The organism is Pseudomonas sp. LBUM920, assembly GCF_003852315.1.
Classification (GTDB): domain Bacteria; phylum Pseudomonadota; class Gammaproteobacteria; order Pseudomonadales; family Pseudomonadaceae; genus Aquipseudomonas.
Window position 1 is genome coordinate 3,851,186 of the sequence record NZ_CP027762.1, and the last position, 21,103, is coordinate 3,872,288.

Sequence of the window (21,103 nt, forward strand, 5' to 3'; positions counted from 1 at the left end):
TTTGCCTCAATCAATTAGTCTTATTTTATTTTGCGTATCTGGGGTTTAAGGCTATAAATTCGCTGTCAACTCGACGAAATATCGCACATTAGTAGAACTATTCCACTGAAAACAACAAAAGGAAGTTCGACCATGAAGCACCCTCGACACCTGCTTTCGGGCCTCGCCCTGTCCATGCTGGTTGCCAGCGGTGGCGCCCAGGCCGCCGGGCTTAGCAGTGAACACAAGCCTTTCGGCAAAACCAACGACGGCACTGCCGTCGAGCAATACATCTTGCGCAACAGCCATGGCATGCAAGCCACGGTGATCACTTACGGCGGCGTATTGCAGTCGCTGAAAGTGCCGGATAAAAACGGCAAGGTCGATGACGTCGTACTCGGTTTCGACGACGTGCAGGGCTATCAGAGCGGTACGGCCTTTTTCGGCGCGAGCATCGGCCGCTTCGGCAACCGTCTGGCCGCCGGGGCGTTCGAACTCGATGGCAAGCGTTACCAGGTGCCGCTCAACGATGGGCCCAACTCGCTGCACGGCGGTGCTCAGGGCTTCGACAAGCACGTGTGGCAAGCCGAACCGGTCAAGGGCAAGGATTCGGTCGGCGTGAAGCTGAGCTACCTGTCCAAGGACGGTGAAATGGGCTTCCCCGGCAACCTCAAGACCGAGGTCACCTACAGCCTCAACGATAAAAACGAACTGCACATCGACTACAAGGCCACCACCGACAAACCCACGGTGCTGAACCTCACCAACCACAGCTACTTCAACCTCGCCGGCGCGGGCAATGGCGACATCCTCAAGCAAGTGGCGACCTTGCATGCCAGCCACTACACGCCGGTGAATGCCACGTTGATTCCGACTGGCGAACTGGCACCGGTCAAAGGCACGCCGATGGATTTCCTCACACCCACGCCAATCGGCCAGCGCATCAAGGACGACCATCCGCAGCTCAAGTTCGCCGAGCCCAAACAGGGTGGGTTTGACTTCAACTGGGCGCTGGACACCAAAGGCAATATCAAGCAACTCGCCGCCGAGGTGCACGACCCCGCCTCCGGCCGCCGCTTGCAGCTCTACACCACCGAGCCCGGCGTGCAGTTCTATACCAGCAACTTCCTGGATGGCACGGTGAAGGGCAAGGCCGGCAAGGCGTATGCGCATTGGAGCGCGTTTACCCTGGAAACCCAGCACTTTCCGGATGCACCCAACCAGCCAACATTTGCTTCGACCCGATTGAACCCTGGGCAGACCTACACCCAGAACACCGTGTTCAAGTTCTCCGCCGACTGAACTGTGGGAGCGGGCTTGCTCGCGAAAGCGCTGGTTCAGTGACAGATGCAGTGACTGACCCTGCGCTTTCGCGAGCAAGCCCGCTCCCACATTCAGTGATGTCTCGGCGTGACTCAGCAGTGGTTCATCGGTTTGGCCAACCCTCAGTTCCAGAGGCCGATTTTTTCCAGTTCCTGCTTGAAGTTGTCGCGGGTGATCAGCGTCACTTCATCCATGGCGGTGTACTTGGGCGGTTCCTTGCCGGTGGTGACCCAGTCGAACATCATCTTCGCGGTGTTGTAGCCTTCGATGTGCGGGCTGGGCAGCATCGAGCCGAAGAAGCCGCTGTTGGCTTTCTTCAATTCGCCGATGGCGTCGGTGCCATTGATACCGATGCCGATCACATTGGCCGCGGCAAAGCCTGCGGTTTCGGTGGCGCGTACGCCGCCGAGCACAGTGTTGTCGTTCATGCCGCCGATGATCAGGTTTTTCGCGCCGCCGGGCAGTTTGACCAAGGCCGAGTTGGTGGCGTCCATGCTGCCCGGAACGTCGAGGGTCTTGGCGGCGGTGAACAGGATGTGATCCTTGGGAAAGCCTGCATCTTCCAGGGATTTGACCGAGCCGTCGGTACGCTTTTTACCGGTGTCGAGTTCGTTGAAGGTGTTGATCACCGCATAGGTGTCCTTCCAGTCCCAACCGCGTTTTTTCGCTTCAGCCGCCATCGCCGCGCCCTGCTTCTGGCCGACTTCAAAAGCGGCCATGCCCAGGTACGGCACGTCCTCCATGAAGTTGCCCTTGGCATCGACAAAGCGATCATCCACGGCAATCACTTTCAGGCCGTTGGCGCGCGCCTTGGCGACGATGGCCGGGCCGAGGGACACGTCCGGCGGGCAGATCACAAAGCCCTTGGCGCCGTTGGCCGCCAGGCTGTCGATGGCGGCCAGGGTTTTCTCGCCATCGGGCACGGCGATCTTGATCACGGTGAAGCCATGTTCCTTGCCGGCTTTTTCGGCAAACGCCCATTCGGTCTGGAACCACGGCTCTTCAGCCTGCTTGACCAGAAAACCGATCTTCACTTCTTCAGCAGCCAGCAGCAGGCCGCTCAGGCTCAGGGCTGACACCGCCACAGCGGCGCAGCACAGGGAACGCAAACCACGACGACGATTCATACGGGTGACTCCTTGTTGTTGTTTTTGAATGTCAGGATTTAACCGGCAAAGCGGTGACAGGGTGTACCGGGTACATCGACCTCGATGGCCAATACCGCGCCATCCAGGGGGTGATCCAATGGGCTGGCGGCGCTGGTGATATAGAGCGTGGTGAGATTGGGCCCACCAAATACGCAACTGGTGGGGCGGCTGACGGGCAGTTCGATGACGCGGTCCACTGCACCGTCGGGCGTCAGGCGCAGCAGGCAACTGCCGTCCCAGCGTGCATTCCAGACATAACCCTGACTGTCCATTGCCGAGCCGTCCGGCCCACCGCGTGGGTGCGGGCCAAACCAGACCTGCGCCGGGTCGAGCTGGCCGCCCTCCTGGATCACGTGCCGATAAAGCGTGCCGTCCATACTGTCGCCGAAATGCACCTGACTGCCGTCCTCGCTCCACAACAAGGTGTTGGGAATGCCCAGGCCGCGCAGTAGCGGCGTGACCTGCGCATCGGCGTCGATGCGAAACAGGCCACCTGAACGTCGGGTGATCGGCAGGTCTTCGCCCTGCTCGCCAATGTTGTTCTGCATGGTGCCCAGCCACAGGCGGCCCTGGGCATCGCAGCGCGCTTCATTACCCCGGTTGCCGGGTTGTGGGTCGGCCACACACAGCAGCGTCAGCGCTTCGGTCACCAGGTCGAGCCGGTAGACGCCGCTGCTCAAGGTCACAAGCGCATCGCCGCTTTCACACGGAATAAACGCCGAGACGTGCTCGGGCAACTGCCAGATCTGCAACTGCCCGTCCTTCAGGCGCAACGCCTGTTTGCCGATAATATTGACCCAATACAGCGCCTGGGTCGGCGCATCCCAAAACGGGCCTTCGCCCAACTGTGCACGGTGTGCGGTGACGGCATTGAACGGCATGTGAACTCCTGTTTTTTACAGCGGCTCGCGCGATGGCGTGCCATCGACCAGCCGCTGGATGCGCAACGGGTTGGCGTTTTTCAACGCGTCGGGCAGCAGGCTATCAGGGTAATTCTGGAAGCACACGGGACGCAGAAAGCGGTCGATGGCCAGGGTACCGACCGAAGTGCCGCGCGCGTCCGAGGTGGCCGGATAGGGCCCGCCGTGGACCATCGCGTCGCAGACTTCAACGCCGGTTGGGTAGCCATTGAGCAGGATGCGGCCGACTTTTTGTTCCAGCAGCGGGGTCAGTTCGGTGAACTGCTCAAAGTCGGCCGGCTCGCCAATAATCGTCGCCGTCAGTTGGCCGTGCAGCCCCTGCAAGGCGGCGCCGAGTTGGGCTTGATCAGTCACTTCGACCACCACTGTGGTCGGGCCGAACACCTCTTCCTGCAGCACGTCATCGCCGTCGATCAGCAGGCGGGCGTCGGCCTTGAACAGCTGCGGCTGCGCCTGATTGCCCGCTTGGGCACTGCCCGCCAGATGCTGGATACCTGGGTGCGCGAGCAGTTTTTCCAGGCCTTTGCCATAGCTGCTCAAGGTGCCGGCGTTGAGCATGGTTTGTGCCGGCTGATCATTGATCAGGCGGGCCACCTGCTGGGTGAACGCGCTGAACTGCGGCGATGCGATGCCGATCACCAGGCCTGGATTGGTGCAGAACTGACCACAGCCTTGCACCACCGAGGCCGTCAGATCGCGGGCGATGGTGGGCGCCCGCGCCTGCAACGCCTGCGGCAATACGATCACCGGGTTGATGCTCGACATCTCGGCAAACACCGGGATCGGCTGCGGCCGGGCTGCAGCCATGTCGCACAAGGCGCGACCGCCCTTGAGCGAGCCGGTAAAGCCGACCGCCTGGATCGCCGGGTGCTTGACCAGCGCCTCACCGACGCCGCCGCCGAAGATCATATTGAACACGCCCGCCGGCATTTCGGTGGCGTGGGCCGCGCGCAGGATTGCATCGGCGACTTGCTCGGCCGTAGCCATGTGCCCACTGTGGGCCTTGAACACCACCGGGCAACCCGCCGCCAGCGCGGCTGCGGTGTCGCCACCGGCGGTGGAAAATGCCAGGGGAAAGTTGCTCGCGCCAAACACGGCAACCGGGCCGAGGCCAATGCGGTACTGGCGCAGGTCCGGACGCGGCAACGGCTGACGCTCGGGCAACGCTTTGTCGATGCGTGCGCCGTAGAAATCGCCACGCCGCAGCACCGTTGCGAACAGGCGCATCTGGCCGCTGGTGCGGCCGCGCTCACCGTTGATGCGCGCGGCGGGCAGCGCGGTTTCGCGGCAGACCAACGCGATGAACTCATCACCCAGCGCGTCCAGCTCGTCGGCTATTGCGTCGAGAAACTGCGCGCGCCGCGAAGCACTCAACCCGCGGTATGCCGGGTAAGCAGCGGCGGCCGCCGTGGCGGCGGCGTCGACTTCTTCGGGGGTCGCCTGGAAAAAATCCTGCGGCAAGGCTTCGCCGGTGCTGGCATCGACGCTGTGCAGGGTCACGCTGCCGAGCGCACTGCGCTGGCCGCCGATGTAGTTGTGGCCGAGGAATTGGGTCATGTAGATCTCCTTAAAGGGTGATGACATTGCCGGGCTCGAACACCGCGTCGGCCTTGCCGACCGTGTTGACCAGCGGCGCGCCGAATTCGGCCTGGCTGATCTCGAATACATCGCCCGGTTGGGTATGTATACCGTCGGCAAATGACAAGGTGGCGGTGCCGAAGAAATGCACGTGCACGTCGCCCGGTGTGAGGAATTGACTGTATTTGAAGTGGTGATACTCAAGGTTTTCCAGGCTGTGGCACATATTGGCCTCGCCGCTGAGGAATTCGTTTTGCCAGATCACTTCGCCGTCACGCAGGATGCGGCTGGTGCCCGCCAGGTGCTGCGGCAACTCGCCAACGCGTAACTCAGGGCCATAGCTGCAACTGCGCAACTTGGAATGGGCCAGGTACAGGTAGTTTTTGCGCTCCATCACGTGATCAGAGAATTCGTTGCCCATGGCAAAACCAAGGCGATAGGGTTTGCCGTCGTGGCCGATCACGTAGAGGCCGCCGATTTCCGGTTCTTCACCGGCGTCTTCGGCAAACGGCGGCACCGGGAAAGCCTGGCCCGGGCGTACCACGATGCTGCCGTCGCCTTTGTAGAACCACTCCGGTTGCACACCGACTTGGCCAGACGCGGGCTTGCCGCCCTCCACGCCCCATTTGAAGATGCGCAGGGTGTCGGTCATCGCACTGTCGTCACCGGCCTGCTGGTGCATCTTGTCCCGCGCCGAGGCGCTGCCCAGGTGGGTCAGGCCGGTGCCGCTGATCAACAGGTGAGCCGGGTCCGGGTGGTCGAGCGGCGGCAGGATTTTCAGGTCGGCCAGCAGTGCACCGTAGTCGTAGCTGTCGCCCAGGCCCAACCTGTCGACCTGCTGCGCCAACTTGATGCCCGCCTCGATGGCCGCCAACGCCAGCTCACGCACGCTGCGGGCCGTTTGCACTTCGCGCAGCTGGGTGCCTTCTACGACGCCAACACGGCGCTCACCGTTGCGTAACTCAAACTGAACTAAACGCATGAAATTTCTCCTCGATTAAGTACGCGTGGCACCCCGGGCGCTGGCGGCAAATTGCTCGGCGGGCAGCACGTGCTTGCGTTCCAGCACGCGGTACACCACGCCGGTCAGCAGTAACCCGAACACCATCACACCCGACAGGAAGTACAAGCCCGAGCCCAGGTTGCCGGTGTACTCCTTGAGCGCGCCGATCACGAACGGGCCGATGTAGCCGCCGAGGTTGCCCACCGAGTTGATCAACGCAATGCCCGCCGCCGCACTGGCGCCGGCAAAAAAGCGCCCCGGCAAGGTCCAGAACACCGCCGTGCAGGAAAACAGCGCGAACGCCGCCAGGCACAGCGCGGCCATTTGCAGCACCGGCAAGCTCAGCCAGGCACTCAAGAACAGCCCGATGGCGCCCAGCACATACAGCACCGCGAGATGGCCGTAGCGATCATTCAAACGGTCGGAGCTGCGCGGGATGATCAACAGGCCGAGGATGCCAAAGATATACGGCACCGCCGAGACAAAACCGGTGACCAGGTCACTGCCGCCGAACTGCTTGATCAGCGTCGGCAGCCACAGACCGAGCCCATAAATGCTCAGGGTTACAGGCAGGTAGAACAGCGCCAGCAGCAGCACTCGCTTGTCCTTCAGCGCATGCAGCGGGTTGCCGTGACGGGTCTGGCCGTAGGCTTGCAGGTCTTTATTCAGCTCGCCGGTGAGCCAGGTTTTCTCGGCCTCGCTCATCCACTTGACCTGCTGGGGGCCGTCCGGCAGCCAGCGCAGCACTGGCCAGGTCAGCAACAGCGCCGGCGTGCCGATGACAATGAACAACCACTGCCAGCCATGCAGGCCGAGGATGCCGTCCATGCCCAGCAAGCCGCCGGACACGGGGCCGGTGATCATCATCGCAATGGGTTGGGAGAGGATGAACAGCCCGAGGATCTTGCCGCGATGGCGCACCGGGAACCATTGGGTGATGTAGTACAGCACGCCCGGAAAGAACCCCGCCTCCGCCGCGCCGAGCAAAAAGCGCATCAGGTAGAAACTGTGCGGCCCTTGCACGAAGGCCATGCCGATAGTGATCGCGCCCCAGGTCAGCATGATGCGCGCAAACCAGCGCCGCGCGCCGAAGCGGTCGAGCATCAGGTTGCTGGGGATCTCGAACAGGAAGTAGCCAATGAAGAACAGCCCCGCGCCCAGGCCATAGGCGGCGTCGCCAATGCCGACATCGGCGCCCATGTGCAGCTTGGCGAAACCCACTGCCGAGCGATCCACGTAGGCGATCAGGTAGAGCAGGATCAGGAAGGGAATCAGTTTCAGCGTGATGCGCCGAATAAGCCGCAGCTCCTGGCTCATGGGTCGATCTCCGATTGTTGTTTTTATAGAAGCTCGGGGGGCGCCTCTCGCGAAAAACCGCGAGGGTCATGCCTCAGTTAAGTCGGACTATATAGTATGACTATTTTCAAAACAACACTTCCAAAGCCTCGATTTTGCGCTTATGTTTAGCCGTATATAGAAGATATAGTCATACAATAAGAGAAACCACCATGCCTGATAAAACGCCCACCCTCCGCTCCGCCCAGTGGTTTGGCACCGCCGACAAGAACGGCTTCATGTACCGCAGCTGGATGAAGAACCAGGGCATCGCCGACCATCAGTTCCATGGCAAACCGATCATCGGTATCTGCAATACCTGGTCGGAGCTGACGCCGTGCAACGCGCACTTCCGCCAGATCGCCGAGCATGTCAAACGGGGTGTCATCGAGGCCGGTGGCTTCCCGGTGGAATTCCCGGTGTTTTCCAATGGCGAGTCCAACCTGCGGCCCACCGCCATGCTCACCCGCAACCTGGCGAGCATGGACGTGGAGGAAGCGATTCGCGGCAACCCCATCGACGGCGTGGTGCTGCTGACCGGTTGCGACAAAACCACCCCGGCGCTGCTGATGGGCGCGGCCAGTTGCGACGTGCCGGCCATCGTCGTCACCGGCGGGCCGATGCTCAATGGCAAACACAAAGGCCAGGACATCGGCTCGGGCACGGTGGTGTGGCAGCTCAGCGAACAGGTCAAGGCCGGCACCATCACCCTGGACGATTTCCTCGCGGCCGAAGGCGGCATGTCGCGCTCTGCCGGCACCTGCAACACCATGGGCACGGCCTCCACCATGGCCTGCATGGCCGAGGCACTGGGCACTTCCCTGCCCCACAACGCGGCGATCCCGGCGGTGGATGCGCGCCGGTATGTGCTGGCGCATATGTCCGGCATGCGTGCGGTAGCAATGGTGCGCGAAGACTTGAAGCTGTCGAAGATCCTCACCAAGCAAGCGTTTGAAAACGCGATCCGCGTGAATGCCGCCATCGGCGGCTCAACCAACGCGGTGATTCATTTGAAAGCCATCGCCGGGCGCATCGGTGTCGAGCTCGACCTGGATGACTGGACGCGCATGGGCCGCGGCGTGCCGACCATCGTCGACCTGCAGCCGTCTGGGCGCTTCCTGATGGAAGAGTTCTATTACGCCGGCGGCCTGCCCGCTGTGCTGCGCCGTCTTGGCGAAGCCAACCTTATCCCCCACCCGGACGCCTTGACCGTCAACGGCAAGTCCCTGGGCGAGAACACCAAGGACTCGCCGATTTACGGCCAGGACGAAGTGATCCGCACCCTCGACAACCCGATCCGCGCCGACGGCGGCATTTGCGTGCTGCGTGGCAACCTGGCGCCGTTGGGCGCCGTGCTCAAACCATCGGCCGCCAGCCCCGAGTTGATGCAGCACCGTGGCCGGGCTGTGGTGTTCGAGGACTTCGACATGTACAAGGCGCGCATCAATGACCCGGAGCTGGACGTGGATGCCGATTCGATCCTGGTCATGAAAAACTGCGGCCCCAAGGGTTACCCGGGCATGGCCGAAGTCGGCAACATGGGCTTGCCCGCCAAGCTGCTGGCCCAGGGCGTGACCGATATGGTGAGGATTTCCGATGCGCGCATGAGCGGCACCGCTTACGGCACGGTGGTATTGCACGTGGCACCCGAAGCCGCCGCCGGTGGCCCGTTGGCCACGGTGAAGGAAGGCGACTGGATTGAACTCGATTGCGCCAATGGCCGCCTGCACCTGGACATCCCCGACGCAGAGCTGGCAGCCCGCATGGCCGACCTGCCGCCACCGCAGAAGCTGATCGTCGGCGGCTACCGTCAGCTGTATATCGACCACGTGTTGCAGGCCGACCAAGGCTGTGACTTTGACTTTCTGGTGGGCTGCCGTGGGGCTGAAGTCCCGCGTCATTCCCACTAATTGGGATGCTATGATGCCGCCTATTTAGCCAGGGCCTCCCGTTCGTTATGGATCACCAGCCGTCCAAGCCGCGCAAGAGCATGCATGCCCAGATCGTCCAGGACTTGGGCATGCACATCGTTTCCGGTCGCTTCAAACCCGAAGAACGCCTGCCCATGGAGGCCACGCTGTGCGAGGAGTACAAGGTCAGCCGTTCGGTGTTGCGCGAGGCGACGCGCGTGCTCAGCGCCAAGGGCCTGGTGTATTCCAAACCTCGGGTGGGCGCGGTGGTGCGCCCGCGCTTGAAATGGCATTTGCTCGACCCTGATGTGTTGTCCTGGCTGATGCAGACCACGCCTCACAGTGAGTTTTTCAACACCCTGGCCGGCGTGCGACGCATCCTCGAACCGGAAATCGCCGCCATGGCCGCGACTACCGCCACCGATGAAGACATCGCCACCATCGAAAAAGCCTACCTGGGCATGGAAACCGCGAAGACCCATGACGACCTGCTGCAGGCCGACCTGGACTTCCACCGCGCGATTGCTGACGCCACCCGCAACGACTTGCTCGCCTACATGTGCAACATGCTGTCGCTGCCGCTGCGCGAGTCGATCAACATCACCAATCGCCGCCCGGACATCCAGGGCCTGAGCCTGCCCCGCCACAAGGCCATTCTCACGGCGATCCAGAACCGTGATGCCCTCGGCGCCCGGCACGCCTCGCTGGTGCAGCTGGATGACACGCGCGTGGCGCTGGACACGGTGATGAACGTGCTGACGCCGCTGTAAATTCATCGTCTACGCTCAGGAGGTCAGTTCGAGGAACCGGCCATGTGCGCACGACGCTCGCAATACCCCTTCGCGGCGTCCTCCACGCCTCTCGCCCTGCTGCAGCTTGAAAATGACCTGCTGCACGCCGACCGCGCTTTCTGTCTTCTGGCTGAGAACACGCTTTGTTCTCAGAACCGCAGGCTGCCCGTCAAGCGGCGGTGCACATCGCGTTGTGCTGGAGACTCAACACCCGAATGGGAACGTGACCACTGCCGGCTCAATACGCTGGTTCAAGGGTAGAGGACGGTGCAATGGTCAGGCTTGTCATACTGCTATTGGGGGTTGATTACCTTCGGTCATATTGGCGCACGCTGACAGCCATTGGGGTTGTCGGCACCCTGTGCGGGAGCATCCTATTCATTGATGCACTGGATGACGCACTGTACTTCCCGATAAATCCTTTCGCCTGGTTACTGTTGATCGAGGGCAGTGCGACGTTGGTCGTGGCACACAGCGGGATCGTCGGGCAGCGCAAGCTTCGCTACCTCAAAGGCTTGTCTTTCGTGACGGCTGCATCACTGATCCTGGCGGGCCACCACCACGGCAACTTTATTCTTTCGATGATCTTCGGCACGTTGTTTTTAGCCGACGGCTTGCTGCAGATCGTGTCCGCTTACGTTGTCCGCTACCGAACCTTTCGTATCGCAATGTTCGGCGGCGGGGTCGAAATCGCCCTGGCCGTGTTCTTCTTCCAACCCTACCCAACACACTATATCGGCACGGTCCCCTACTGCCTCGGGCTGGGATTGTTTTTTGCAGGTTGGAATATGTTGCTTGTTGCGGGCCGCGCCCGGCGAATGATCTCTAACCCGGCGCTAAACGAGGATGCTGATCGTCCCATGCCTGGGCCAGGTCACACAGAGCAAACCACGTGTGAGCGTCCCACAGGAGAGAATGCTCGGTCCCTTATCGTCCATATTTGGACGCCGCTGGGTGTAGCGAATGCTGAAGTGGTACGCCGCCCATTGATAGAACGGTATATCGCCGCCGTGGACAAGAACGGGGTGATATCAACGGGGCATGCCGCACTGGAAGCGCCCGATGGTTTGTATGTGAGCCTTTACCCGGCGCAGGACATCGACCATTCACCGGACCAGTTCATGCGCCTGTTGCGGGCCACCGAAGATAACGATGTGCCGGGAGAATTCCAGTCCGATTACCTCACGGAATCCCAGGCATGGTGCCCTTCTACCGTTCAAGTACACCTGCGTAACTATGACCCGCAGCACTTGCAGAGCTTTTGGGCGGCGTACCGTCAAGACACCACCTATAACCTCACCCACCGCAATTGTTCCAGCAGCGTCATACAGGTTCTTGAAGCGGCTTTGGAAGGATCGCTAGGGCGTATATGGGGGCATTACGGTCTCTACCGTATTCTGGGAAAAATATTCACCACGCCGGAATTATGGGTGGCCATTCAAATTCGTAAACGCGCGCAAACCATGGCGTGGACGCCGGGCCTGGCACTGGATTATGCGCGGGCGCTCAGCATGCTGGTCGATCCCAGACCCACTGGCTGGATCAATACCACCCAGCGTGCGTTTCAGAAAATAGGCGCTTTACGCCGTCAGTGGAAAAATGAAAAAACATCAGCCCAGTCCGGTCGAAAATCAACGCCGGATGATCTCGAAAAACCCATGTGATTTTTTCTCCGCCGCCCCAGGCTGCGTATCACGTCTGACTGACCCTGATTCGCTGAGCCGTTTCGATAAAAAACCCGGACAATGTACGGGTTTTTTTACCCTAGGGTTTTATCAACTGCCCAACTCGCCACGGGTGTCGGCGTCGAAGCGCTGACGGGCCTGATCAGCCGCCGGTTTGAGCAAAGCGAGCAGCGCCGCCTCACTGTACAACTGAGTGACCGCCAGTTCCTTGGGGGTCGGCTCAATCGGGATCAGCACCTCTTCGCCGTCGGCGTGCAGCCAGATGGCCACAACGTGCAGTGCCGAGATAAACAACACGCGCAGTTCCACGGTTTTACCCTGCAATTGCGGCGACTGTTCCGCCAGTTTCAGCGCATCCACCGTCGCCGCTGCCAACGTCCCGTGGTTGAGCGACGCGAACTCGATATGCCCACGTACGTCGGCCAATTGCGCGTCGGCAATCGTCGCGCCATCGGCAAATACCAGGTAATGCCAATCGCCGACTTCAGCGTCTTTGAGGCCCTTACCGAGACTCAGGTCCTCCAGGCTGAGCGAGTAGCCACGATAGCCTTCGCTCAGCCTGATTTGGCCTGGCACGGCGGCTGCGAATTGGCGATTGACGCCGAAGCCCTGGGTTTGCAGCGCGGCTTGCAGCGCTGGACGCAGTACCTGTACGCCGTTGGAAGGCGCCTTTGGATAAGTCAGTTGCATGATGCAGCCCTCCTCAGTTCTTTACGGTGAAGTAAGTGTTGGTCCAATTGCCGCCGCCGTTGTACGAACCGGGGAACGAGTTCAATGCGCGAGTCGAATAGCCGTAGATCGAATCTGCGATCAACAGGTAGTTGCCGTTGGTGCCATAGATCACCAGAAAGTGCGCACCGCCACCGTACCAGGCGCAACGCAAACCGATGGGGCGGCCCATGTTGAGCTGGTTCTGGATGGCCGACATCTGCAGCGAGCCTTGATTCATGCCGTTGTAGCTGCGCGTGATTCGCAGGGCGGAATCCAGATAGCCGTAGACGTTGCACGGGCCGGGCTGGTTGCAGCAGTTGCGGTCCAGCGCGTTGCTGGCGACACCGCACTGGGTCCAGGACCCGGTGCCGTAGTAGTTGCCGACCGACGCGGAAACCGCCGCCCAGCACCAGTTGGTCTGGGTTTGTTTCTGCATGCTGAAATTCAGGCTGGCGCCAGCCATTGCTTTAGTCTGATGCGCCGCTTCGACCAGTTGCGGGTCGAGCAGATGGCCGATCAGGCAGTTGGGCTGTGTGTCGCCGGTGAATCGGGTTGTTTCAGGGGTTAACATTTTTCAATCCTCCATGAATGAAAACACGCATCCAGCGTGTAAAGGTACAGCGGTGCTGCTGAGCTATCGACGTTCCGAGATGCCCGGATTAGAGGGCGCGTTCCGATCTGGCTCGACCTAACCCTAGGCGCTAATATGCATTAACGCAATCATATAAATGCACAATTGCATAATCATTGAAGAAGATGGCAGACGACGAGGATCACCGTGTTCGTTTCCTCTACCTGCCTTTCGCCGATTGATAACAAAACGCCCCAAACAAGTCGGGGCGTTTTGCATTGGCCTTCATCAGGGCTTCGTCACAGCGTCATGTTGCCCTTCACAAGAATGATTGAAAGCACCTGGGGGGATAGGTTTTCAGCGCTCGGCCGCAGGCGGGTTTAGAGAGCAAGTTCATGGCTGAAGCTGAGCCGGGTCCGCCACACTGTGGCTGTCCTCAGCCTTGATTAGAACGTTGCTGTCCTCGTCAATTTGATACGGAACATCAGCTTCCACGCCGTCGCTGCCGGTCTTGACGACCACGTTGGTGTAGCGCTTACCGTCCCAGCAGCGGAAAACCAGTGTCGAGTTCTCCCCGCCTGAAAGCGTCGAGCCCAGACTCCCTATGAGCCTGCTGTCAGCGCCAGCGGTCAATACGCAGTTCTTGCCAGCCGTCAGCTTGCTACGGTCCCCGGCCATCAGCACACAATCGTCGCCGGCAGTGAGTTTGCTCCGGTCACCAGCCGTCAGGTAACTGTTGCTACCGGCCAAAAGCTTGCTGCGATCGCCGGCTGTCTGGGTGCTGTCTGCACCGGCAGTCAGCTTGCTGCGGTCGCCCGCCATCTGGACACTTTTAGCGCCGGCGATCAACGTGCTGCGAGAACCCGCTGTTTGCGAACTGTTTTTGCCGGCGATCAACATACTTTTGTGCCCTGCAATCTGGGTGCTCTCATGGCCCGCAATCAGCGAACTCTTATGGCTCGCAATCTGGTTGCTGCCGTATCCCGCCGTCAGGCTGCTGCGCATGCCTGAGGTAAGACTGCTGCCGTAGCCCGCCGTCAGTACACTGTGCAGTCCACTGATGAGTGTGCTGCCGTAGCCCGCGGTCAAAAAGCTGCGCGTGCCGCTGGTCAAGCTGCTGCCATAACCGGCAATCAGCGAGCTGTCCTGCCCGGCAGTACCGGTGCTGCCATAACCTGCGGTGAGCGTGCTGTCGCGCTCCGCCATCTGGGTACTGCCATAACCGGCCGTTAATGTGCTTTCACAACCGGCGGTCTGCGAACTGCCGTAGCCGGCCATTAACGAACTGCCAAATCCGGCGGTTTGCGTGCTGCCATAGCCGGCAGTCAGCGTACTGCTGTCCAGAGCGGTCAGCGTACTGCCATACCCCGCAGTCATGACACTGTCGTAACCCGCAGTCTGGGTGCTGCCATAACCCGTCGTTAGGCTGCTGTTGTAGCCGGCGGTTTGAGTGCTGCCGTAACCGGCGACCAGCGTACTGTTGTAGCCCGCCGTTGAAGTGCTCCCATAACCGGTAGTCAGCGAGCTTTCTTCCTGGGCGGTCTGGGTACTGCCGTAGCCTGCGGTCAGGGTACTTTTGTAGCCGGCGGTTTGCGTACTGCCATAGCCGGCAATCAGTCTGCTTTCATAACCCGCTGTTGATGTACTGCCGTAGCCGGCAGTTAACCAACTTTGCTCCTGAGCCGTCTGGCAACTGCCGTAGCCGGCTGTCAGGGTCGACTCATAACCTGCGGTCTGGGTGCTGCCGTAACCCGCAACCAACGAACTTTGATATCCCGCCGTGGAGGTACTGCCATAACCCGTGATGAGCGAGCTATTGTCCTGGGCCGTTTGTGTACTGCCATAGCCGGCCGTCAGGGTGCTCTCATAGCCCGAGGTTTGCGTACTGCCGTAGCCGGCGATTAATGAACTGTTGAATCCGGCAGTTGAGGTGCTGCCGTATCCTGCAGTAAGCGAACTGTCCTCCTGCGCTGTTTGGGTGCTGCCGTAGCCTGCAGTGAGTGTACTTTCGTGTCCTGCGGTCTGAGTACTGCCGTAGCCTGCGATCAGCGAGCTGTCAGCGCCCGCGGTGCTCGTACTGCCATAACCTGCGGTGAGTGAACTGCCTTCTTGTGCTGTCTGCGTGCTGCCGTATCCGGCAGTCAGAATGCTTGCGTAACCGGCTGTCTGGGTACTGCCGTAACCGGCGATCAACGAACTGTCGTAACCACCGGTTTCAGTACTGCCGTAGCCGGCGATGAGATCACTGCTTTCCTGGGCGGTCTGAGTGCTGCCATAACCCGAAGTCAGAATGCTTTTGTAACCGGCCGTCTGGGTGCTGCCATAACCGGCAATCAACGCACTCGCGTGACCGGCAGTCTGCGAACTGCCGTAACCGGCAGTCACCATACTGCCAGGTCCGGTGGTGGCCGTGCTGCCGTAACCGGCAGTCAGATCACTGCCTTCCTGAGCCGTCTGAGTACTGCCGTAACCAGCAGTCAGGGAGCTTTCGCCGCCCGCAGTTTGGGTGCTGCCATAACCCGCGATCAGCGAACTGTCGGAGCCCGCAGTGCTCGTGCTGCCGTAGCCGGCAGTGAGGTCACTGCCCAATTGAGCTGTTTGCGTACTGCCATAACCGGCCGTCAGGGTGCTGTCTCCCCCGGCAGTTTGCGTGCTGCCATAGCCGGCGATCAGTGAGCTGTCGGAGCCCGCAGTGCTGGTACTGCCGTAACCGGCGGTAAGGTCACTGCCCACTTGAGCCGTTTGGGTACTGCCGTAACCGGCCGTCAGAGAGCTGTCCGTGCCGGCAGTCTGCGTGCTGCCATAACCGGCGATCAGTGAGCTGTCGGAACCCGCAGTGCTTGTACTGCCGTAACCGGCCGTAAGGTCACTGCCCACTTGAGCCGTTTGGGTACTGCCGTAACCGGCCGTCAGAGAGCTGGCTGTGCCGGCAGTTTGCGTGCTGCCATAGCCGGCAATCAGTGAGCTGTCGGAACCCGCAGTGCTGGTACTGCCGTAACCGGCGGTGAGATCACTGCCTAAGCGGGCTGTTTGGGTGCTGCCATACCCTGCGGTTAGAGAGCTTTCACCGCCGGCAGTTTGCGTGCTCCCGTAGCCAGCGATCAGCAAACTGTCGGAGCCGGCGGTGCTCGTACTGCCATAACCGGCGGTGAGATCACTGCCTTCTTGAGCCGTTTGGGTACTGCCGTAACCGGCGGTCAACGAGCTTTCGCCGCCTGCCGTTTGCGTGCTGCCATACCCGGCAATGAGCGAACTGTCGGAGCCGGCGGTGCCGGTGCTGCCGTAGCCAGCGGTGAGATCACTGCCCACTTGGGCCGTTTGGGTACTGCCGTAACCGGCGGTCAAGGAGCTTTCGCCGCCTGCCGTTTGCGTGCTGCCGTACCCGGCAATGAGCGAACTGTCGGAGCCTGCAGTGCCGGTGCTGCCGTAGCCGGCGGTAAGATCGCTGCCCACCTGAGCCGTTTGGGTACTGCCGTAACCGGCGGTCAACGAGCTTTCGCCGCCTGCCGTTTGCGTGCTGCCATACCCGGCAATGAGCGAACTGTCGGAGCCGGCAGTGCCAGTGCTGCCGTAGCCGGCGGTGAGATCACTGCCCACCTGGGCTGTTTGTGTACTGCCGTACCCCGCCATCAGGGAGCTTTCATCGCCCGCGGTTTGTGTACTGCCGTAGCCGGCAATGATTGAGCTATCAGAACCCGACGTTCCGGTACTGCCATAGCCTGCAATCAATGTGCTGCTGTCTCCGGCAGTTTCAGTGCTGCCGTAGCCTGCAATGAGTTGGCTCTGATTAGCGCCAGTGAGCGTACTGCCATAAACGGCCGTTTCCAGCGTTTGCGTAGAACGCACCGTAGTACGGCGAGTGACCACATCGGCAGGAGTCTTGGTCACAACCGGCAAGGCGGGAAGAACAGCCTTCGTCCCTGATTGCGCATCAGGAATAACCAAGGCCTCAATCAAATTTGTCGTGGAGGCTTCATACTTGCAGGCATTGTCCTGAATAAAGTCCAGTGCACTGCTTCGCGTACCGACATGAACAACTTCAGCACGAGAAAATTTCACGCCTTCATCCTCGTCGAGGAAAATCAGGTCACTCACTGCCACTTCACACACTACCCATCTCGCGTCTGCCTGCGGGCTCAACTGCGCACTCGCGCCCTGCCCCCACAACACGCCAGTCAACCCATTTTCAAGCTTTAGGGTGGCTTCCCAAAACTTGCATTCGACCCGTCCTGAAACAGGCCAGATCAGACCACAGTGGTCGGCCATATTATTTGCGCACGTTCGCAGCACCAGAACTTTTTCGGCTTTCATTTTGAAACACCTTTACAACTACTTCTGTAAAATCCTTTGGAGGCAAACTTCCATAACAAACACATAAACAAAATCAAGGCGGCCGATAACGCGAGCACTGACCAATTAAATTGACTGCGCCCTGCTGAAAACCAAATGCCTTAATCTTGAATAATCAGGAAAACACCGGCGGTATAAAACCACTGGCACACAACTCGACAGCACAGCCAGGCGACTATCAACGTCCCACCCTGTGTCTATTTTTTACTGCCCGACATAACCCTTTACCCGCAGGCAGTCGTTGATCAGTTCAACTTGTTTTTGCGCAATAACAATCCCGTCACCCACGGCATTGCCCATGCCGGACGTTTTGTCGTCGGCCGAGGGCGAGGAGTGATAGCTTGCCGTCGCCGCTTTGGCCTCGTACTGACAACGGGCTTTGTCTTGCGCTATATCCGTGGTTTGCCCGTCTATTCTCGTCCAATTGCGGACAGAGGTTGTGCACGCGCACAACGTCAACGCGAGCAAAATCATAAACACACATCTCATGCTTAACTCCTCGGGTTAAACAGTACCTCCCCTGCGCCACCTTTAACCTGTGGGCGAAGATCGGATCGGGCACTGCACCGGGAAATTACCTTGTGTCGCCCTGAAGTCATCATTGAATGCATTGAAATAAAAGTGAAGTAAAACGAAGTATATTTCAGTACCCATAAGAAATACTTAATCAGGAATTCGACAATGAAGCTCGATGCGAAGCACATGCAGGCGTTTCTGGCCGTCATCGAAGGTGGCAGCTTCGAAAAGGCAGCCGAATACCTGAAAGTGACTCCGTCAGCCGTCTCACAGCGGATACATGCACTGGAAGCGCGTCTGGGTAGCTCCGTGGTGGTACGGGGGCGGCCGTGCGAGCCGACTCAGATTGGGAGGAAGTTGATGACTTATCTGCGTCGCGCGACAGTGCTGGAGGAAGAATTGCTCAACGATATAGCAGGAACTGGCGAGGACTATGTACGGTTGGTAATAGGCGTGAACGGGGACACCTTGAACACATGGTTTTTCCCGGCATTGGCAGAGACGTTTGTCAGCGAAAAGATTCTCTTGGAGCTCGTGGTCGATGATCAGGACCATACGTATGCCCTGCTGGAAAGTGGGCAAGTCATTGGGTGCATAGGCACGCGTCCAGTGCCGATGCGTGGCTGCTTTGCAGAACCGCTAGGGTCGGTTCGCTACCAATTGGTGGCATCGACGGCCTTTCAGGCGCGATGGTTCCCGTCCGGGCTGACACGCGACGCCGCACGCAGGGCACCGGTGCTTGCCTACTCTCGCAAAGACACATTGCAGTCAGAATTTTTACAGTCGCGTTTGGGCCTGCATGCAGATGCCTTTCCGAGCCACTACCTGTCGCTGCCCGAAGCGCGCTTTCGGGCGATACGTCATGGCCTCGGCTACGGCATGGTTCCGCAGATGAAAGCCAGTACCTTGCTTAAAAGTGGAGATCTCGTGGATCTGGTCCCTGGGCATTTCACCGACGTTGCGTTGTATTGGCACGCCTGGGCCTTGCAATCTCCACGCATGGAAGCGCTCTCCAAGCATGCAGTAGCTGCCGCCAGGCGCATCTTGAATTTCAAGAGGCAAGAGACATTCGTGGTTGGCACGTCGATCAGATAACACCCTCGCCGTTTCAACCCACACTCATGCAATGGGCAGATAAACGCCTCACTTTCAGGCTCCCATTTATCCAAATCGCCGGATTTGCAGGGTAAACATCAACGGCGTCTGTGCTGCGGACCACGTACGCCGACCGCCCCGGCCTATAAATCAGCGTGTGAAACCTGACAACCCGTAACTTAAACGATTCAGGCCCAAGGCGAACCTTTCTCCGCAAACGGGCGTCCGAGCTTAAGCACTGTTGCTTATCGCCCGCTTCGAGGTTCACGTTTGAAAGCCGCCATCATCAAAAAATACCGCTTGGTCATCAAGACCATGGGCTATGTGGGCTGGTCCCTGTTCTGGCTATTGTTGTGGGATGTCGCCGTCACGGTGGATTTCATGCTGTTTCTGACCACCAAGATCAATCTGCCGCTGATGCCGCTGACATTGCTGGGTTCGGCCCTGGTGGTGCTGATCAGTTTTCGCAACAGCAGCGCCTATAACCGCTGGTGGGAAGCCCGCACGCTGTGGGGCGCGATGGTGAACAACTCGCGCAGCTTTGCACGCCAGGTACTGACCCTGCTCGACGACCCTGAAGGCGAGGTGAACCCAACCAAGGCCACGCTGTTGCGCCGCCATGTGGCGTATGTGAATTGCCTGGCGGCGCACCTCAGGGGCAATCCATGCCCGGACGAGGTGCGTGCGTTTATCCCGGCTGAAGAGTTCGCGCGCAAGGGCGCCACCAATAACTTTGCCAATGACATCCTCACCGGCTCCGCAGCGTTATTGGCGCGTGAATACAAGACTGGGCACCTGGACAGCATTCGCCTGGCTCGGTTGGAGTCCACTCTGGTGGACTTGTCCAACGCCCAGGGCGGTATGGAACGCATCGCCAATACGCCGCTGCCCTACCCTTACGTGTATTTCCCACGGCTGTTTATCTCGCTGTTCTGCCTGATCGTGCCGGTGGGCCTGGTGGAATCCCTGGGCTGGTTCACGCCGCTGGCGTCGACGGTGGTGGGCTTTATGCTGCTGGCGATCGAACGCATCGGCACCGACCTGCAAAGCCCGTTTCACTCCAGCGAACACCAGATCCAGATGGAAACCCTCTGCGAGACCATCGAGAAAAACCTGCAATCGATGCAGCGTGATGCGTTGGGCGGTGACCGTTTGCTGCACGCGTAGAACCTATCATTTCTACCAGTGCACCTGACGCGCAGTTTTGGTTAGCCTGTACCGCACCAATTCCAAGGAGGTACACAGCATGCAGGTTCGCGAAGGTTATGCCGATTTCCGTGGCTATCGGACATGGTTCCGGGTCACTGGCGATTTGAGTTCAGGGCGCCTGCCCTTGATCATTGCCCACGGCGGCCCGGGCTGCACCCATGACTACGTCGACAGTTTCAAAGACCTGGCCGCCACTGGCCGCGCGGTGGTGCACTACGATCAGGTCGGCAATGGCCGCTCGACCCACTTACCCGGCGCCTCCGTCGATTTATGGAGCGTGGAGCTGTTCCTGGCAGAGTTGGACAACTTGGTCGAGCACCTTGAGATCAGTGACTACGCGCTGCTGGGCCAATCCTGGGGCGGCATGCTCGGCGCCGAGCATGCGGTGCGCCAGCCTGCCGGCTTGAAAGCGTTGATTATTGCCAACTCGCCAGCCTCGATGGATTTGTGGTGCGAAGCAGCAAATGAGCTGCGCCAGGCGCTGCCGCCCGAGGTACAGGCCACGTTGCTGCGCCATGAAGCCGCCGGCACCACCGACACCGCTGAATACCTCGCCGCGGCGGAGGTGTTTTACGCGCGCCATGTGTGCCGTACCCTGCCGGTGCCCGCCGAAGTTGAGCGCACCAATGCCGCCATCGAAGAAGACCCCACCGTTTACCACGCGATGAATGGCCCCACTGAGTTCCATGTGATCGGCAGCATGCGCAACTGGACGATCATTGATCGGCTGCCGCAGATCCAGGTGCCGACGCTGTTGATCTCCGGCCGCTTCGACGAAGCCACACCGGCCACGGTGCAGCCGTTTGCCGACGGCATCAGCGACGTGCGCTGGCAGATTTTCGAGCAGTCCAGCCATATGCCGCATGTTGAAGAGCGTGACGCGTGCATGACGTGTGTAGCCGAGTTTCTTGCCTCCCTTGAGTGAAAACACAACGCTCTGTGATGGGCAGGCTTTGACTGGCAAGCATCCTTGAAGTGG

At 59.9% G+C, this 21,103-nt stretch carries 16 protein-coding genes; 7 read left to right on the forward strand and 9 right to left on the reverse strand.

Annotation, left to right across the window (positions count from 1 at the left end; genetic code table 11):
* Positions 1 to 132: 132 nt before the first annotated feature.
* Positions 133 to 1,281: an aldose epimerase family protein gene (locus tag C4J83_RS17835; RefSeq protein ID WP_124417799.1), complete on the forward strand. Its 1,149-nt coding sequence runs from the start codon at positions 133 to 135 to the stop codon at positions 1,279 to 1,281.
* A gap of 143 nt (positions 1,282 to 1,424) precedes the next feature.
* Here C4J83_RS17835 and C4J83_RS17840 read toward each other — a convergent pair whose 3' ends face one another.
* The 5 genes from C4J83_RS17840 to C4J83_RS17860 are packed head-to-tail and all read right to left on the reverse strand — an operon-like array spanning position 1,425 to position 7,268.
* Positions 1,425 to 2,429: a substrate-binding domain-containing protein gene (locus C4J83_RS17840; RefSeq protein WP_124417800.1), complete on the reverse strand. Its 1,005-nt coding sequence runs from the start codon at positions 2,427 to 2,429 to the stop codon at positions 1,425 to 1,427.
* Between the two features lie 38 nt (positions 2,430 to 2,467).
* Positions 2,468 to 3,331: an SMP-30/gluconolactonase/LRE family protein gene (locus C4J83_RS17845; RefSeq protein ID WP_119736134.1), complete on the reverse strand. Its 864-nt coding sequence runs from the start codon at positions 3,329 to 3,331 to the stop codon at positions 2,468 to 2,470.
* Positions 3,332 to 3,346: 15 nt separating this feature from the next.
* Entirely contained in the window at positions 3,347 to 4,927 is a 1,581-nt protein-coding gene (locus C4J83_RS17850) for an aldehyde dehydrogenase (NADP(+)) (RefSeq protein ID WP_124417801.1), read from the reverse strand.
* Between the two features lie 10 nt (positions 4,928 to 4,937).
* Complete coding sequence (gene araD1 / locus C4J83_RS17855) at positions 4,938 to 5,930, reverse strand: AraD1 family protein (protein WP_124417802.1); 993 nt, start codon at positions 5,928 to 5,930, stop codon at positions 4,938 to 4,940.
* A gap of 15 nt (positions 5,931 to 5,945) precedes the next feature.
* Positions 5,946 to 7,268: an MFS transporter gene (locus tag C4J83_RS17860; protein ID WP_119736140.1), complete on the reverse strand. Its 1,323-nt coding sequence runs from the start codon at positions 7,266 to 7,268 to the stop codon at positions 5,946 to 5,948.
* Between the two features lie 191 nt (positions 7,269 to 7,459).
* On the opposite strand from C4J83_RS17860, the gene C4J83_RS17865 reads away from it, so the two are divergent.
* From C4J83_RS17865 to C4J83_RS17875, 3 genes are all read left to right on the forward strand, one after another.
* Entirely contained in the window at positions 7,460 to 9,196 is a 1,737-nt protein-coding gene (locus tag C4J83_RS17865) for an IlvD/Edd family dehydratase (RefSeq protein ID WP_124417803.1), read from the forward strand.
* A gap of 47 nt (positions 9,197 to 9,243) precedes the next feature.
* Positions 9,244 to 9,966 (forward strand): FadR/GntR family transcriptional regulator, encoded by a 723-nt coding sequence (locus C4J83_RS17870; RefSeq protein ID WP_106579793.1) that lies wholly within the window; start codon positions 9,244 to 9,246, stop codon positions 9,964 to 9,966.
* A 293-nt stretch (positions 9,967 to 10,259) separates the two neighbouring features.
* On the forward strand, positions 10,260 to 11,651 hold the full coding sequence (locus tag C4J83_RS17875; protein ID WP_124417804.1) for an HdeD family acid-resistance protein: 1,392 nt from the start codon (positions 10,260 to 10,262) through the stop codon (positions 11,649 to 11,651).
* 111 nt (positions 11,652 to 11,762) lie between these two features.
* Here C4J83_RS17875 and C4J83_RS17880 read toward each other — a convergent pair whose 3' ends face one another.
* From C4J83_RS17880 to C4J83_RS17895, 4 genes are all read right to left on the reverse strand, one after another.
* The gene (locus tag C4J83_RS17880) at positions 11,763 to 12,362 is read right to left on the reverse strand and encodes a hypothetical protein (protein ID WP_119736144.1); all 600 of its coding nucleotides are present in this window, start codon (positions 12,360 to 12,362) and stop codon (positions 11,763 to 11,765) included.
* 13 nt (positions 12,363 to 12,375) lie between these two features.
* Positions 12,376 to 12,954, reverse strand: a complete 579-nt coding sequence (locus C4J83_RS17885; protein WP_119736146.1) for a papain-like cysteine protease family protein — start codon at positions 12,952 to 12,954, stop codon at positions 12,376 to 12,378.
* Positions 12,955 to 13,347: 393 nt separating this feature from the next.
* A complete protein-coding gene (locus C4J83_RS17890) occupies positions 13,348 to 16,842 on the reverse strand; it encodes an Ice nucleation protein (RefSeq protein ID WP_372239275.1) in 3,495 nt (1,164 codons plus the stop codon).
* Between the two features lie 666 nt (positions 16,843 to 17,508).
* Complete coding sequence (locus C4J83_RS17895) at positions 17,509 to 17,793, reverse strand: hypothetical protein (RefSeq protein WP_106579798.1); 285 nt, start codon at positions 17,791 to 17,793, stop codon at positions 17,509 to 17,511.
* A gap of 192 nt (positions 17,794 to 17,985) precedes the next feature.
* Here C4J83_RS17895 and argP point away from each other — a divergent pair, with 192 nt between their 5' ends.
* From argP to C4J83_RS17910, 3 genes are all read left to right on the forward strand, one after another.
* Positions 17,986 to 18,915, forward strand: a complete 930-nt coding sequence (gene argP, locus C4J83_RS17900) for an HTH-type transcriptional regulator ArgP (protein WP_124417806.1) — start codon at positions 17,986 to 17,988, stop codon at positions 18,913 to 18,915.
* A gap of 270 nt (positions 18,916 to 19,185) precedes the next feature.
* Positions 19,186 to 20,082, forward strand: coding sequence for a bestrophin family protein (locus tag C4J83_RS17905; protein ID WP_124417807.1), 897 nt, complete (start codon positions 19,186 to 19,188; stop codon positions 20,080 to 20,082).
* A 79-nt stretch (positions 20,083 to 20,161) separates the two neighbouring features.
* The gene (locus C4J83_RS17910) at positions 20,162 to 21,049 is read left to right on the forward strand and encodes a proline iminopeptidase-family hydrolase (RefSeq protein ID WP_124417808.1); all 888 of its coding nucleotides are present in this window, start codon (positions 20,162 to 20,164) and stop codon (positions 21,047 to 21,049) included.
* Positions 21,050 to 21,103 lie beyond the last annotated feature (54 nt).

What these genes read in the sequence shown, in the direction of transcription:
- C4J83_RS17835 (WP_124417799.1), top strand. Translation starts at nt 133, where the DNA reads ATGAAGCACCCTCGACACCTGCTTTCGGGCCTCGCCCTGTCCATGCTG.
- C4J83_RS17840 (WP_124417800.1), bottom strand. Translation starts at nt 2,429, where the DNA reads ATGAATCGTCGTCGTGGTTTGCGTTCCCTGTGCTGCGCCGCTGTGGCG.
- C4J83_RS17845 (WP_119736134.1), bottom strand. Translation starts at nt 3,331, where the DNA reads ATGCCGTTCAATGCCGTCACCGCACACCGTGCACAGTTGGGCGAAGGC.
- C4J83_RS17850 (WP_124417801.1), bottom strand. Translation starts at nt 4,927, where the DNA reads ATGACCCAATTCCTCGGCCACAACTACATCGGCGGCCAGCGCAGTGCG.
- araD1 (WP_124417802.1), bottom strand. Translation starts at nt 5,930, where the DNA reads ATGCGTTTAGTTCAGTTTGAGTTACGCAACGGTGAGCGCCGTGTTGGC.
- C4J83_RS17860 (WP_119736140.1), bottom strand. Translation starts at nt 7,268, where the DNA reads ATGAGCCAGGAGCTGCGGCTTATTCGGCGCATCACGCTGAAACTGATT.
- C4J83_RS17865 (WP_124417803.1), top strand. Translation starts at nt 7,460, where the DNA reads ATGCCTGATAAAACGCCCACCCTCCGCTCCGCCCAGTGGTTTGGCACC.
- C4J83_RS17870 (WP_106579793.1), top strand. Translation starts at nt 9,244, where the DNA reads ATGGATCACCAGCCGTCCAAGCCGCGCAAGAGCATGCATGCCCAGATC.
- C4J83_RS17875 (WP_124417804.1), top strand. Translation starts at nt 10,260, where the DNA reads ATGGTCAGGCTTGTCATACTGCTATTGGGGGTTGATTACCTTCGGTCA.
- C4J83_RS17880 (WP_119736144.1), bottom strand. Translation starts at nt 12,362, where the DNA reads ATGCAACTGACTTATCCAAAGGCGCCTTCCAACGGCGTACAGGTACTG.
- C4J83_RS17885 (WP_119736146.1), bottom strand. Translation starts at nt 12,954, where the DNA reads ATGTTAACCCCTGAAACAACCCGATTCACCGGCGACACACAGCCCAAC.
- C4J83_RS17895 (WP_106579798.1), bottom strand. Translation starts at nt 17,793, where the DNA reads ATGAGATGTGTGTTTATGATTTTGCTCGCGTTGACGTTGTGCGCGTGC.
- argP (WP_124417806.1), top strand. Translation starts at nt 17,986, where the DNA reads ATGAAGCTCGATGCGAAGCACATGCAGGCGTTTCTGGCCGTCATCGAA.
- C4J83_RS17910 (WP_124417808.1), top strand. Translation starts at nt 20,162, where the DNA reads ATGCAGGTTCGCGAAGGTTATGCCGATTTCCGTGGCTATCGGACATGG.